The organism is Cupriavidus sp. SIMBA_020 (assembly GCF_046535395.1).
GTDB lineage: Bacteria > Pseudomonadota > Gammaproteobacteria > Burkholderiales > Burkholderiaceae > Cupriavidus > Cupriavidus campinensis.
Window position 1 is genome coordinate 1 of record NZ_JAWRWU010001623.1, and the last position, 237, is coordinate 237.

The following is a 237-nucleotide window of genomic DNA, read 5'->3' on the forward strand; positions in this document are numbered from 1 at the left end:
GGATCGACCGCCTCGCACGGTTCCTCGAACTCGCGGCAAAAGCGCCGCATCGCCGCGAAGTTCTCGTCGTCGAGCGCGTCGGTCGCCGCGTTGTTCAGCACGTAGGTGCCGAAGCCGTGCGCGACCGCGCGATCCGGCGTGCAGATCTCTGCGAATACGTCGGGCCACGCGGCGGTCGCCGCGCGGCTCAGTTCGAACTTGAAGCGGTCGATCGGCGTGCCGAGCGAATCGCCTTCC

General features: G+C 68.4%; 1 pseudogene. It reads right to left on the minus strand.

What is annotated here, in order from left to right:
- Positions 1 to 237, minus strand: a pseudogene (locus SB751_RS35115) (FAD-dependent oxidoreductase); the annotation flags it as partial.